9 protein-coding genes are annotated in these 13,340 nt (G+C 59.7%); 2 read left to right on the forward strand and 7 right to left on the reverse strand.

Features of this window, described 5'->3' with window-relative positions; translation table 11 throughout:
- Positions 1-25 precede the first annotated feature (25 nt).
- Positions 26-1,705, forward strand: coding sequence for a sensor histidine kinase (locus GKQ23_RS04910; RefSeq protein WP_056231665.1), 1,680 nt, complete (start codon positions 26-28; stop codon positions 1,703-1,705).
- Positions 1,706-1,716: 11 nt separating this feature from the next.
- A complete protein-coding gene (btsR, locus tag GKQ23_RS04915) occupies positions 1,717-2,433 on the forward strand; it encodes a two-component system response regulator BtsR (RefSeq protein WP_056231668.1) in 717 nt (238 codons plus the stop codon).
- Between the two features lie 11 nt (positions 2,434-2,444).
- On the opposite strand, the gene yjiA is transcribed toward btsR, so the two are convergent.
- The 7 genes from yjiA to GKQ23_RS04950 all read right to left on the reverse strand — a co-directional run bounded on the left by yjiA (position 2,445) and on the right by GKQ23_RS04950 (position 13,043).
- A complete protein-coding gene (yjiA, locus tag GKQ23_RS04920; protein ID WP_056231671.1) occupies positions 2,445-3,407 on the reverse strand; it encodes a GTPase in 963 nt (320 codons plus the stop codon).
- Positions 3,408-3,415: 8 nt separating this feature from the next.
- Positions 3,416-3,619, reverse strand: coding sequence for a YbdD/YjiX family protein (locus tag GKQ23_RS04925; protein WP_056231673.1), 204 nt, complete (start codon positions 3,617-3,619; stop codon positions 3,416-3,418).
- Between the two features lie 57 nt (positions 3,620-3,676).
- Positions 3,677-5,830, reverse strand: coding sequence for a carbon starvation CstA family protein (locus GKQ23_RS04930; RefSeq protein ID WP_056231676.1), 2,154 nt, complete (start codon positions 5,828-5,830; stop codon positions 3,677-3,679).
- Between the two features lie 401 nt (positions 5,831-6,231).
- On the reverse strand, positions 6,232-7,596 hold the full coding sequence (locus tag GKQ23_RS04935; RefSeq protein WP_056231678.1) for an alpha-L-fucosidase: 1,365 nt from the start codon (positions 7,594-7,596) through the stop codon (positions 6,232-6,234).
- Positions 7,597-7,598: 2 nt separating this feature from the next.
- Entirely contained in the window at positions 7,599-9,044 is a 1,446-nt protein-coding gene (gene nhaC / locus GKQ23_RS04940) for a Na+/H+ antiporter NhaC (protein WP_072166253.1), read from the reverse strand.
- 248 nt (positions 9,045-9,292) lie between these two features.
- Positions 9,293-10,684 (reverse strand): MFS transporter, encoded by a 1,392-nt coding sequence (locus GKQ23_RS04945; protein WP_212409917.1) that lies wholly within the window; start codon positions 10,682-10,684, stop codon positions 9,293-9,295.
- Positions 10,677-13,043, reverse strand: a complete 2,367-nt coding sequence (locus tag GKQ23_RS04950) for a beta-glucosidase (RefSeq protein ID WP_212409918.1) — start codon at positions 13,041-13,043, stop codon at positions 10,677-10,679. Before GKQ23_RS04950 ends, GKQ23_RS04945 begins: the two co-directional genes overlap by 8 nt.
- Between the last annotated feature and the right edge of the window lie 297 nt (positions 13,044-13,340).

Below are 13,340 nucleotides of genomic sequence, written 5' to 3' on the forward strand. Positions count from 1 at the left end.
CAATACGGGCGAACGGGCAGGCAGGATGGTCGATTTTACTCTGGTGTTACAGCTGCTGCAGCAGATGTGCGTGTTCCTGGTGATCGCCTGGCTGATGAGCAAAACCCGGCTGTTTATCCCGCTGATGCAGGTGACCGTCCGCCTGCCGCACAAGCTGCTGTGCTATGTCACCTTCTCAATCTTCTGCATTCTCGGTACCTATTTCGGCCTGCATATCGAAGACTCGATTGCCAATACCCGCGCCATCGGCGCGGTGATGGGCGGCCTGCTTGGCGGGCCGGTGGTCGGCGGGCTGGTGGGGCTGACCGGCGGCCTGCACCGCTATTCGCTGGGCGGGATGACCGCGCTGAGCTGTATGCTTTCCACCTTTACCGAAGGGCTGCTCGGCGGCCTGTTGCACAGTTACCTGCTTAAACGCGGCCGCCCCGACCGGGTGTTCAGCCCGCTGACCGCCGGCGGCGTGACGCTGGTGGCGGAACTGGTGCAGATGGCGATTATTCTGCTGATCGCCCGCCCGTATCAGGACGCGCTGCACCTGGTGAAAAACATCGCCGCGCCGATGATGGTCGCCAATACCGTCGGCGCGGCGATGTTTATGCGCATCCTGCTCGACAAGCGGGCGATGTTTGAGAAATACACCTCGGCCTTCTCGGCCACCGCGCTGAGGCTGGCGGCAGAAACCGAGGGGATCCTGCGCCAGGGGTTTAACGAAGAGAACAGCATGAAGGTGGCGCAGGTGCTTTATCGCGAACTGGATATCGGCGCGGTGGCGATCACCGATCGCGACAAGCTGCTGGCCTTTACCGGCACCGGTGACGATCATCACCTGCCCGGCACGCCGATCGCCTCGGATTATACCTGGCGGGCGATTGAGAGCGGCGAGGTGGTCTACGCCGACGGTAACGAGGTGCCTTACCGCTGTTCGCTGCATGATAACTGCAAGCTGGGTTCGACGCTGGTGATCCCGCTGCGCGGTGAAAATCAGCGGGTGATCGGCACTATCAAGCTGTATGAGCCGCGCAACCGGCTGTTCAGCTCGATCAACCGCACGCTGGGCGAAGGCATCGCGCAGCTGCTGTCGGCGCAGATCCTGGCCGGGCAGTTTGAGCGGCAGAAGGCGCTGCTGGTGCAGTCGGAGATCAAGCTGCTGCACGCGCAGGTCAATCCGCACTTCCTGTTTAACGCGCTGAATACGCTGGTGGCGGTGATCCGTCATGACAGCACGCAGGCCGCGCAGCTGGTGCAGTATCTGTCGACCTTTTTCCGCAAAAACCTCAAGCGACCGGGCGATGTGGTGACGCTGGCCAACGAGCTGGAGCACGTTAACGCCTATCTGCAGATTGAGCTGGCCCGCTTCCGTTCGCAGCTGCGGGTCGATCTGCGGGTACCGGAGTCACTGGCGCAGCTGCGGCTGCCCGCATTCACCCTGCAGCCGATCGTCGAGAACGCCATCAAGCACGGTACTTCACAGCTGCTGGGGACCGGGGTGATCGCCATTGACGCCCGCACCGAGGGTGAACATCTGCTGCTGACCGTCGAGGATAATGCCGGACTCTATCTACCCGGCGCGGACGGCAGCGGCCTCGGTATGAGCCTGGTCGACAAGCGCCTGCGCGGCCGCTTTGGCGACGACTGCGGCATCAGCGTCAGCTGCGAGCCGGAGCGCTATACGCGCATCACCCTGCGCCTGCCGATGAGCGCCTGAGGAAAAAACCTATGCTGAATGTACTGATCGTCGATGACGAGCCGCTGGCGCGCGAGAACCTGCGCGTGCTGCTACAGGATCGGGCCGATATTACCATTGTGGGGGAGAGCGCCAACGCCATTGAAGCGATGGGCGCGGTCAACCGGCTGCGGCCGGACGTGGTGTTCCTCGATATTCAGATGCCGCGCATCAGCGGGCTGGAGATGGCCGGTATGCTCGATCCGCAGCAGCGCCCCTGGATCGTGTTTCTGACCGCCTTTGATGAGTACGCGGTGAAGGCGTTTGAGGAGCACGCGTTTGATTACCTGCTTAAGCCGGTCGATCCCGCCCGGCTGGAAAAAACCCTCGCCCGCCTGCGCGAGGTGCGGCCGCTGCAGAATATCGCCGCGCTGGAAGGCCCGGAGCCGCTGAAGTTTATCCCCTGCACCGGCCACAGCCGTATCTGGTTGCTGCCAATGGAGGAGGTGGCGTTTGTCAGCAGCCGGCTGAGCGGCGTGTACGTCACCAGTCAGGACGGCAGGGAGGGCTTTACCGAGCTGACGCTGCGCACGCTGGAGAACCGCACGCCGCTGGTGCGCTGCCACCGTCAGCACCTGGTGAACATGGCGCACCTGCGTGAGATCCGCCTGGAGGATAACGGCCAGGCGGAGCTGCTGCTGCGCAACGGCCAGACGGTGCCGGTCAGCCGCCGTTACCTGAAGCCGCTGAAGGAGCGGCTGGGGTTGTAACAGCCCAGGGGTTAACGCGGCCGCAGCGCCTCGAAGGTGCCGCGGATCTGCGATTCCGGCAGCTGCTGGCCGATAAACACCAGCGTGCTGCGCTTCGTCTCTTCCGGCTGCCACTCGCGGTCCCAGTCGGCGCTGTACAGACGCTGCACGCCCTGGAACAGCAGCCGGCACGGCTGGTCGGCGATCCACAGCATGCCCTTATAACGCAGCAGATCCTGGGCAAAGCCGCCGAGCAGCTCTTCCATCGCCGCCGACACCGCCGCCAGTTCCACCGGGTAGTCCAGCTCAACCACCAGAGAGGCGATCATCGGCTGGGCAGGCGCGATAAAGCGGAAGCGCGGCGCGGGCTGCACCACCTGCTCCTCCAGCATAAAGCCGCGGGTGTCAAACAGCAGCGCCAGATCGATCTGGCCGTTAACCACCGGATGGACCGGGGCGCGGGCGTTGATGCGCTGCAGGCGTTCAACCAGCTCCGCGCTGTCGCCGGCCACGTCGGTTTTGCTCAGCAGCAGACGGTCGGCGTAGCCGACCTGCGCCTGGGCAAGGCTGAAGCGCCCCAGCTGTTCAGCGGCGTGCACCGCATCCACCAGGGTAATCACGCCGTCCAGCAGGTAGCGCTGGCACAGCACCTCGTGCGAGAAGAAGGTGTGAATAATCGGGCCGGGATCGGCCATGCCGGTGCACTCGATAATCAGCCGGTCAAACGCCAGCGTGCCGTTATCCAGCCCGTCGAGCAGGTCGAGCAGCGCATCCTCCAGATCGTTGGCGCGCGAGCAGCAGATGCAGCCGTTGGTCAGGGTTCTGATTTCCGTGGCGCGGTCGCCAATCAGCTGGTCGTCGATCGCCACGCCGCCGTACTCGTTCTCAATCACGGCAATTTTGTAATCCTGCTGTTCGTGCAGAATATGGCGTAACAGGGTGGTTTTACCGGCACCGAGAAAACCGGTCAGTACCGTAACTGCAATCGGGTTCATAACGTTCCTTAACAGCAGCGCATGCCGCCTTTACCATCGCCGCCGTAGCGCGCCTGCTGGCGCTCGCGGAAAAATTCTTTATAGGTCATCGCCGGCTGGTCCGGATGATTGGCCTGCATATGGGCAACGTAGGTATCGTAGTCGGGGATGCCGACCAGCATCCGCGCGGCCTGGCCGAGATACTTTTTTGCCGCGCCTAAGTTATCAAACATATTCCTCTCCGTAACGAAAAAAGCGGTGCCGTTAACGGCACCGCCCGGATTGAGCCTTTAGTGGCCGGAGACGGTTTTAATTCCCTCTTTCGGCACCTCGACGTAAGGCGTTTCACAGTCGGTTCGGGTATCCGCGCGGCGGGCTTTCTGCCAGGCGCGGAAGCCGTAGAACAGGATACTGTACACCACGATCAGGAACAGAATGCTCAGCCCGGCGTTGGTGTAGTTGTTAATGACAATATGCTGCATATTGCTCAGCTGCTGCGGGGTCAGCGTGTCGCTGCCCGCCGCCATCTTCGCCTTATACTCGCCGGCCATAAAGAAGAAGCCTTCCAGCTGCGGGTTGTTGCTGAGCAGCTTGAGGCCCAGCGCCCAGGTGGTGCAGATCAGCAGCCAGATGGCGGGCAAAAGCGGCACCCAGACATAACGGGTGCGTTGCATCTTCACCAGCACCACGGCCGCGAGGATCAGCGCCACGGCGGCCAGCATCTGGTTGGAGATGCCGAACAGCGGCCACAGGCTCTTCACGCCGCCCAGCGGATCCACCACGCCCTGATAGAGCAGATAGCCCCACAGGCCGACGCAGCCGGCGGTGCCGATAATCCCGGCCACCAGTGAGTCGGTTTTCTTCAGGAACGGCACGAAGTTACCCAGCAGATCCTGCAGCATAAAGCGGCCGGAGCGGGTACCGGCGTCCAGCGCGGTAAGGATAAACAGCGCCTCAAACAGGATGCCGAAGTGGTACCAGAAGCCCATATCGGCCACCGGCATGATTTTGTCGAACACGTGGGCGATGCCCACCGCCAGCGTTGGTGCGCCACCGGCACGATTCAGTACGGAAGGTTCGCCGATATCTTTCGCGGTCTGCAGGATCTCTTCAGGTGAGATAACAAAGCCCCACGAGCTGACGGTGGCCGCCGCCTGGGCGGTAACGTCCTTCAGCTGCGCCATAATCAGCGGCGCGTTCTCGCCGCCCAGCTCGTGCAGGTTCGGCATGGTGATGCCCAGCCCGGCCGGCGGGGTGTTCATGGCAAAGTAGAGGCCCGGTTCGATAATCGAGGCGGCAACCAGCGCCATCACCGCTACGAAGGACTCCATCAGCATCGCACCGTAGCCGATAAAGCGCGCGTCGGTTTCACAGGCCAGCAGCTTCGGCGTGGTGCCGGAGGCGATCAGCGCGTGGAAGCCGGAGACCGCGCCGCAGGCGATGGTGATAAACAGGAACGGGAACAGCGCACCTTTCCACAGCGGGCCGCTGCCGTCGATATACGGGGTGATGGCCGGCATTTTCAGCTCGGGGTTAAGGATCACGATGCCGATCGCCAGCCCGACGATTACGCCGATTTTCAGGAAGGTGGCGAGGTAGTCGCGCGGGGCGAGGATCAGCCACACCGGCAGCAGCGCCGAGATAAAGGCGTAACCGATCAGCGTAAAGGTGATGGTGGTGTCCTTAAAGGTCAGCGCCGGGCCCCAGTACGGGTCGTGGGCGACGATGCCGCCAAACCAGATGCTGAGGATCAGCAGCAGCACGCCGATTACCGAGATTTCTCCGACGCGGCCCGGGCGGATGAAGCGCATATAGATGCCCATAAACAGCGCAATCGGCACCGTTGAGCAGACGGTAAACACGCCCCACGGGCTCTCCGCCAGCGCTTTCACCACGATCAGCGCCAGCACCGCGAGGATGATGATCATAATCAGGAAGCAGCCGAACAGCGCGATGGTGCCGGGCACCGGGCCCATCTCTTTCTTAATGATCTCTCCCAGCGAGGCGCCGTTGCGGCGCGAGGAGATAAACAGCACCATAAAGTCCTGCACCGCCCCGGCCAGCACCACGCCGCCCAGCAGCCACAGCACGCCGGGCAGGTAGCCCATCTGCGCCGCCAGCACCGGGCCGACCAGCGGTCCGGCCCCGGCGATCGCCGCAAAGTGGTGACCAAACAGCACGTTGCGGTTGGTCGGTACGTAGTTCAGCCCGTCGTTGTTCAGCACCGCCGGGGTGGAACGGGTCGGGTCAAGCTTCATTACCTTCCGGGCGATATACAGGCTGTAGTAGCGGTAGGCGACCAGATAGACCGACACCGAGGCGACGACGATCCACAGCGCGCTGATATGTTCGCCGCGGCGCAGCGCCACCACGGCGAGGCAGCAGGCACCCAGTATGCCGAGTAACATCCACGGCAGGTGCCGGAGAGCGGTATTTTTATTCATAAGTAACCTGGTTATCAGCGCGTCCGACGCAGGCGGCCGGTGAGGCTGAGTAGGGTAAAGGGATTATTTTTTTATGCCCGTTCAGGGTGACGGAAATCCCAGTTGAAAGGCGGGAATTGTCGTTAAGCGGTGATATTGGCGGATGAGCGGTGGCAGGCGGCGGTAAGCGGTTTTACCGCACGGCTAAGTGGCTGAATTATGTGATTAAGATCTCATTAACGATCCGGGAAAATCCCTTGCTCCACACTGCAACGGCAGTCAGGTCAGCATCAGGGAGAGTGAGAGGGGCAGCTGGCAGGTAAAAAGCCGTCGTACAGCAGGCTACGCGCTCAGAACAGGGGCAGCAGGGCAGAGCAGCACCGGCTGTGGTAACGGCCAGACTGGCTGGCCGTTATGCCGGTTTACGCGGTAAATTTATAGGTAAAGGCGTACTCCAGCCCGCGGTCGAACTGATACGGCAGCGGTTGCAGCGTCAGGGTGTTGTCGCTGATGGAGAACGGCACTTCGAGCGCCTCACCCTTGCACAGCAGCTGACAGACAGCCGGCCGGTAGCCCGCCTGCAGGTTCAGCGTCAGCGGTTCGCTCAGCCACTTGTTAACGATCAGGTAGTCAGCCTCCGCCACGCGGGTGAAGGCGCAGCGTGCATCGTCGCTCTGCAGACGGCCGCCGATCTGGCTGTCATAGACAGCCTCGCCGTTAACGTCCATCCAGCGGCCGATATCGCGCAGGCGCTCCTGTTGCAGCGTCGGAATGCGGCCGTCGGCGGTCGGGCCCACGTTAAGCAGGAAGTTGCCGCCCTTCGAGACGATGCCGATCAGCTGCTCTACCAGCTGCTGCGAGGTGCAGTAATCTTCCAGCTGTTCGGCGCGGTTAAAGCCGTAGGATTTGCCAATGCCGCGGCTCTCTTCCCACGGATGGGTTTTGCCGAAGCCCTCTTTATCGTTGTATTCGGTGCTGTAGTAGTCGCCGTGATTGCCCGGCATGCCGCTAAAGAAGCGGTCGTTCACCAGCACTTCATCCCTGTTCGGCGCGTCGTTATACAGCCAGGCGAGAAACTCTTTGGTCTGGCTGAACTCCTCGCTGAGATCCCACTCGCCGCCGTCGGAGAAGATCAGGCAGGGCTGATAGGTGTTCACCAGCTCTTTCAGCTGCGGCAGCAGGATCTCCTGTGGATAACGCTGTTCATCGATACCGAACTTCAGGCGATCTTTTTCCGGCACAAAGTAACCACCCTCGGCGCGGTGGCTCCAGTTGGTCTCCCAGTCGATGATCGAGTAGTAGATCCCCATCTTCAGCCCGCTGTCGCGTACCGCCGTGGTGACGGCACCCAGCAGATCCTGTTGCGGCCCGACGTCAGCGCTGTTCCAGTTTTTCTTGTGGGCGTTGGTGGTCGGCCACATGCAGTAGCCGTCGTGGTGCTTGGTGGTCATCACCACATATTTCGCGCCGGAGGCCTTAAACAGCGCCGCCCAGGCATCGGCATCAAACAGCTCTGCCTTAAACTGCGGCGCAAAGTCGCGGTACAGGAAATCACTGCCGTAATGCTTTGCATGGAAATCATCGTCGTTATTGCGATAGCTACCGTAAACGCTGGCGTAGTACCACTCGGCGTAAGAGCCAAACAGCGAGTTATCCACTTTGCGCCATGCGGGTACGGAGAACACCCCCCAGTGAATAAAGATGCCGAATTTTGCCTGGTTGAACCATGCCGGCGTCTGGCGCTGGTCAAGGCTGTCCCAGCTCGGGAGATAGGTTGTATTGCTCACGTTTAGTCCTTAATTTCTTCGGTTGGGTCGATTTTCGCAATGCACAGCCCGGTGACGGCGTAGAAAGCGGCAATGATTAAGCCGGCGTAACACTGCACGGCCCACAGGGCATAATCCAGCGTCGCCACGTTCAGCGTCGCGGCCATAAACACCCCGGCCGCGGTCCACGGGATCAGTGGTTCAATCACCGTGGCGGCGTCTTCCACGGTACGGGAGATATTTTTACGGTGCAGCCCGTTCTGTTCATAGGCTTTTCTGAACAGTTCTGAGGGCAGCAGGCAGGCGATATTGTTGTTACCGGTGGCGGCTATCAGCGCCACGCAGGCGGCGATAGTCGAGAAGATCAGACCTGCGGCGCTGGTGACGATGCGGGTGAAGTAGCCGATGATAATATCCAGCGCGCGGGTCAGCGTGAGCGGTCCGGCGAACGAGAAGGCGCAGAGGATCACCAGAATCAGCGACATCATCGAGGCCACGCCACCGCGCTCCAGCAGCAGACGAATGCTGGCCGGTACCGCCTCCGGGTTATCGGTCAGGGTGCTGACGCTGAAACCGGAAACCCAGATATTCAGGTTTTCAATCAGGCCGATGCCCTGAGTAAACCAGGCGATCAGCATTGAGATGGCGGTGGTAAACAGCAGAACCGGGATCACCGGTTTTTTCAACAGCGCACCGGCCAGCACGATAAAGATCGGCAGCGCGAGGATCCAGCTGGTGTGATAAAGCTGGTGGATCTGATCGACGGTTTGCTGTGCGGAAGCGAGGCTGCCGCTGCCCGGTTGGCTCCAGAAACCGATAAAGAAGTAGATCACCGCAGAGATCAGGTAAGCCGGGATCGTGGTCTTGCACAGGTGGCGGATGTGATCGTAGAGGTCGAGGTTGTTAACGATCGCCGCAAAGTTGGAGGAGCCGCTGAGCGGGGAAATTTTGTCGCCGAAGTAAGCACCGCCGACCACGGCACCCGCCACCGCCGCCAGGTTGGCATCCAGCCCGTGCGCCACGCCCATCAGCGCCACGCCGATGGTGCCCGCCGAGCCCCACGAGGTGCCGGTACAGGTGGCGACGATGCTGGTGACCAGGAAGGTAATCAGCACCAGATACTGCGGGTTAATAATCTTCAGGCCGATGGTGATCAGGTACGGGATGGTGCCGGAGCTCATCCACACGCCAATCACCCCACCCACGCACATCACGATCATCAGTGACGGCAGCGCCTGAGAGAATTTCTTCACGATTTCATCAATGATGTCCTGGAAGCTGTAGCCCAGCCACATGGCGACAAAGGCGTTCAGCACCGCAGTGATGCACAGCAGCGCCTCCAGCTTAATGCCGAGAATGGTGTAACCGAGAATAATCGAAATTAATGAAATGCCGAGCAGGAAGAATGATGCAGGCAGCCCCAGCACTCTGCGGGTGGTTTCAGGCAAAACCTCTGATGTTGAAGACATACGTACCCTCTGTTTCTCGTTATTGTCATGTTGTGTTCAGGCAGATGACGGAAGATTGCACTTTTTACAGGTCTAATGGTCAGGCCATTTGGCGCAAAAAAAAGTGATGTTTACACATCACTTCCTGACTTTGTCCATATTGCAGACCGGATGCCCATGCGGAACGGGCAGGAGCATCAGACCGTTAACCAATTTGTTACATTAGTAGCGTTCAGCTCAAGCCTCAGTACGCAAAACTGTGCACAAAATCACTTATTGCTGGCAGTTTGCCGATCGCGAGGCAACCGCCAGATCACCGGCAACGAGATCAGGTAGACCATCAGCGGCATCCAGATAAAGCCTATTTTTACATAACGGGCGGTCAGTTCGCTCTGGATCAGCGCCTGGGGATCGTAATGGCCGAGAGAGAGCATCATGGCCAGAAGAGAGCCGCCTACGGCATAAGCGACTTTGGTCATCAGGGTATTCAGCGACCAGGCCAGACCTGCCGTACGTACGCCAGTTTTCGCCATCCCTGCGTCAATGCTGTCGGCGATGATGGAGTAGTAGATCGGCGAGTTAACTCCCAGCTGCAGCGCCACCAGTGGAAACAGCAGCATAAAAAGCAGGGGGGTGAGCGGAATCAGGCCGATAAGTATCAGCAGCGCGGCCTGACAAACATAGCCCGCCAGCAACAGCGTTCTGCGGCTGACGTAGCGGATCAGCAGGGGAACACAGGCGCTGCCCGTTACCGAACAGAAGGTGATCAGCGTCAGGATATACCCCCCAAACGCCGTGCTCTGCATCAGTACGCCACGGGCAAAGTAGAGGGCGAAGGAGTAAAATGCGCTGAGAATAATGTAGTAAAGCCCGAAGGCCAGGGTACACAGCAGCCAGTCCCGGTTTTTCAGCAGCGCCCCGAGCAGGATTTTCAGCGGAAAGCGGTGTGGTTCCGGCCGATAGCGGATAACACAGCCCTTCAGGGTGACAAACCACAGCCCGCAGCCCAACGCGCCAACGCCGGCCATATACAGCGGAAATCCTTTCAGCTCATTTTGCTGGCTGCTACCGCCGCCCAGCCAGTGAACGGCGGGCAGGGTCAGCAATGCGATCAGCAGCATGCCGCTCTGCGATCCCATCGCGCGGAAGGCATTCAGCACCACCCGCTGCTGCGGATGGGGCGTCATCAGGCTGCTGAGGATGCCGTAGGGGGTATTGATGCCCGCGTAAATGGCACCCAGTAAGGTGTACGTCAGCGTGGCCCAGGCCAGCTTGCCGTTGTCGGACAGCGGGAGTGGCAGAAAAGCCAGTAAGGCAATCAGCCCGAACGGCACCGCCAGCCAGGCGATCAGCCGCCTGACCATATCCGCATCACGGCTGCAGTCAATCAGCCAGCCTACCAGCGGATCAAAACAGGCATCGATCACCCTGACCACCAGCAGCATCAGGGCAACCCGCTCCACGGCAATCTGATAGACGTCGGTGTAGTAGTAAAGGATAAATGAAGCGGTTACCCCCCACATCAGGTTGGATGACAGATCGCCGCAGCCATAGCTGAGCTTTTCCCTGAGCGCGATCGTCGGGAGGTTTTGCGACAGAGGGTCGGCTGTCCGCTGGCTGCCCCCTTCGGGGGCAGCACTGACCGGATGATGCTCAGCCATTAATCACCTCGTTGAGCTCATCGCGTGAGATATCGAGTTCAAAAATGGTCGCCATGCTGATAAATACGCTGGTAAACAGGTCCGGTGCGTTCAGCTCCAGCGTTTTCCTCGCTTCATGCAGCGATCGGCCGCTTTTTCGGCTGAACAGCTGGCAAACCCGTTCAAAAGCGGCAGGGTGTTCAAGCAAATCAGTCAGTGAAGAGTCTTCTCTGAGCGGCGCGGGCAGGCGGTCAGCCATCACGGTGAGGGTGGCGACCAGGGCGATATCTCGTGATGATTTCCCGGCCAGCAGGCGGTAGACACCTGGCTCAATTCGCCACTGCTCTGAAGCCGGATCCCAGATTTCCAGGTCGCGCGCGGCCAGTTCAATCGAGGCGGTCCGGCGCTCACCGGCAGCGATCTCCAGTTTGGCAAAGCCTTTCAGCTCCTGCTCCGGCCGTGCCAGCCTGCCGTGCGGCGGGGCGACATACAGTTGTACAATCTCTTTCCCGTCCCGGTCTCCGCTGTTTTTCAGCGTGACGCTTACCGTCAGCGTCTCATCCGGCCGCAGCCGGGTCGTGGAAAGGGCGATCTCTTCATAGCTGAAGGTGGTGTAACTCAGGCCAAAACCAAACGGAAAGAGCGGCTCTATTTTACGCCTGTCGTAATAGCGATAGCCGACGTAAAGCCCCTCTGAGTAGTACTGGCGGTTATTATCACCGGGATAGGTCAGAAAAGCGGGGGTCTCTTCCAGCGTATTCGGCACGGTGACCGTCAGCTTGCCGCAGGGATTCGCCTCACCCAGCAGCACCTGAGCAACCGCTTTACCCATCCCCTGGCCGGCAAAAAACAGTTCAATAACGGCACGGGCCTTCGCCAGCCACGGCATGACCACCGACTCGCTGTTAGCGATCACCACCACCAGTTCCGGCTGCACGCGGGCGATGGCATTCAACAGCTCTTCATGCTGTGGCTGGATGGACAGATGTTCGCGGTCACTGTTCTCGCCATCTTCACCAATCGGGGTACTGACAAACAGAATGGCCAGATCGGCACTGGCCGCTGCCTCGGTGGCGGTACGCAGGGCGCTGGCATCGCTGCTGTCATTGCTGGCGGTACCGGGTGCCCAGCTGACATCAAAATCTCCCGCCAGCTGCATGATTTCATCCAGCGGGGTATTGAGCTTCCAGGGATGGGTGGTGGCACAACCGTTGCCCTGAATCACCGGCCGGGTAGCCGGGTGGCCGATTACGGCGATTTTTTTATGCCGGGCAGCGTTAAGCGGCAGGATCTGCCCCTCATTTTTCAGCAACACCAGGCTCTCAGCGGCAATTTGCTGCGCCAGTTTATGATGCTGCTCAAAATCGGCCTTAAAACCGGGGCGTTTATTTTGTTCTGCTTTTTCCAGCAGATCGAGCGCCCGGTTTACGGATAAATCGAGCTGGCTGAGGGGGACCTGCCCGCTGGCCACGGCTGCCGCCAGCTCGGTTTTGTCAGTCTGGGTTTCCGGCATGGAGAGATCGTTACCGGCCTGCAGTGACGCCGGACGGTGTTTCACCGCATACCAGTCAGATACCACAATACCCTGATACTGCCACTCGTCACGCAGCACCTGGTGGGTGAGCCAGGGATTCGCGGAGGTCTGCACGCCGTTGAGCAGATTGTAGGAGGTCATCACCATCCACGGATCGGATTTTTCAATCGCCCGGCGAAAACCTGCCAGGTAAATCTCCCGCAACGCCCGCTCGTCGACGACCGAATCCATCTGGGTGCGACGAATTTCTGAGTTATTGCAGGCGAAGTGTTTCAGGCAGGCCCCCACCCCCTGGCTCTGCAGGCCGTCGATCAGTGCCGCCGCCAGCTCTCCGCTCAGTAAGGGATCTTCTGAGTAGTACTCATACGCACGCCCGGCCAGCGGCGTGCGGCGGATATTGATCCCGGGGCCGAGCAAAATGCTGACGCCCATCTCCAGGCACTCTTCGGCCAGCGCCACGCCCATTTTTCTCATCAGTTCAGTATCCCAGCTGCAGGCCACGCTGGCCCCGTTAGGAAAACAGGTAGCCGGTTTACTGGTGCCGAACAGCTGCAGGCCGGGATCGTTGCCCTGTTGTGCCGACGCTTCCGCGCCACGCTGTGGCTCACTGCCGACCGGCCGTTGCGCGACCACTTCGAAGAATTCGCGACAGGAGAGCCCCTCTCCCTGGTCTATCTGCGACTCGCTGTAGCGCACGCCGTAGGTGCCGTCCGTCATCACCACGTCGGGTGTCGCGAAGCGGGGGATCTGCCCCATACGCCATAAGCCTTTGCCACAGAGCAGGCTGACTTTTTCTTCGATGCTGGCGTCATTAATTACTCTCTTTTTATCGATATTTTTGGCCATTGCTGACTCTCCTTAGCGGATTAATATTCAGAAAACGCTATTACCCGGCGATGGTAGCCCTGTGTGCAGAGTGTTTTTTGTACATAATTTGCGGAAATAATGGTACAGAGTGGATAATTGTTTATATTGCGCTGTTGGTCACAGATGGCGGGTTGCAGCAGTTTAATTATCTGGCGCATCAGGAAGTAGCATCAGAAGGGCATTGTAAAATATAAAAACCACGGTCTTATTATTCCTGCGTGTAACAGCGGTCTTATTATTTTTTCGTGTAACAGGTGAATTAATTTTTTCTGCCAA

The sequence above is a fragment of the Erwinia sp. E602 genome, assembly GCF_018141005.1.
Lineage (GTDB): Bacteria > Pseudomonadota > Gammaproteobacteria > Enterobacterales > Enterobacteriaceae > Erwinia.

Coding starts and splice junctions, on each gene's coding strand:
- btsR (WP_056231668.1), top strand. CDS start 1,717: ATGCTGAATGTACTGATCGTCGATGACGAGCCGCTGGCGCGCGAGAAC.
- GKQ23_RS04910 (WP_056231665.1), top strand. CDS start 26: ATGGTCGATTTTACTCTGGTGTTACAGCTGCTGCAGCAGATGTGCGTG.
- nhaC (WP_072166253.1), bottom strand. CDS start 9,044: ATGTCTTCAACATCAGAGGTTTTGCCTGAAACCACCCGCAGAGTGCTG.
- GKQ23_RS04950 (WP_212409918.1), bottom strand. CDS start 13,043: ATGGCCAAAAATATCGATAAAAAGAGAGTAATTAATGACGCCAGCATC.
- GKQ23_RS04925 (WP_056231673.1), bottom strand. CDS start 3,619: ATGTTTGATAACTTAGGCGCGGCAAAAAAGTATCTCGGCCAGGCCGCG.
- GKQ23_RS04945 (WP_212409917.1), bottom strand. CDS start 10,684: ATGGCTGAGCATCATCCGGTCAGTGCTGCCCCCGAAGGGGGCAGCCAG.
- GKQ23_RS04930 (WP_056231676.1), bottom strand. CDS start 5,830: ATGAATAAAAATACCGCTCTCCGGCACCTGCCGTGGATGTTACTCGGC.
- yjiA (WP_056231671.1), bottom strand. CDS start 3,407: ATGAACCCGATTGCAGTTACGGTACTGACCGGTTTTCTCGGTGCCGGT.